The organism is Paenibacillus sp. YAE3, from assembly GCF_057546105.1.
In genome coordinates, this window is the sequence record NZ_BAAIYF010000067.1 from 1 (window position 1) to 519 (window position 519).

The 519-nt window shown below is 48.4% G+C and carries 1 protein-coding gene; it reads right to left on the reverse strand.

From position 1 onward, the window contains the following. Positions 1–519: TerC family protein (locus tag AC27KL_RS28230; RefSeq protein ID WP_487171815.1), on the reverse strand; the 519-nt coding region annotated here is incomplete at both ends.

A 519-nucleotide genomic window follows, 5' to 3' on the forward strand; every position in this document is an offset into this window, starting at 1 on the left:
GCTGTGCGGCATTTCAATATGCCATACACTCGCAGCCATTTTCAGTGCGATAATTCCGATTAAAACAAAGGCCGTTGTTTCAAGTTCAGGCACTTTGTCAATCAGCGTCAAGAAGAATTTCGCAACGGTTCTCATCATCAAGATGCCGAGCATGCCGCCGATCAGAAGCACCCATACCTTTTCAGATACGGCAAATGCCGCCAGGATGCTGTCGACCGAAAATGCAAGGTCCATGAGCTCTACCGAAATGACAGTCGCCCAGAAGACCCCGAACACGCGTACCATCCAGCTGTCTTTTTTGATGGCGTTTGCTTCATCATCGCCCTCACCGATGAAGAAGTGCTTGATGACGAGCCATGCCAGATATGCGGCTCCGAGCAGTTTGATCCACCAGAATTTAATCAGGATCATACCGAGTCCAATGAATAGAAATCTAAAGAAGTAGGCCCCGATTAAACCGTATGTCAACGCTTTTTTGCGTTGTTTTTCCGGAAGGTGCTTCACCATGACGGCGAGAAC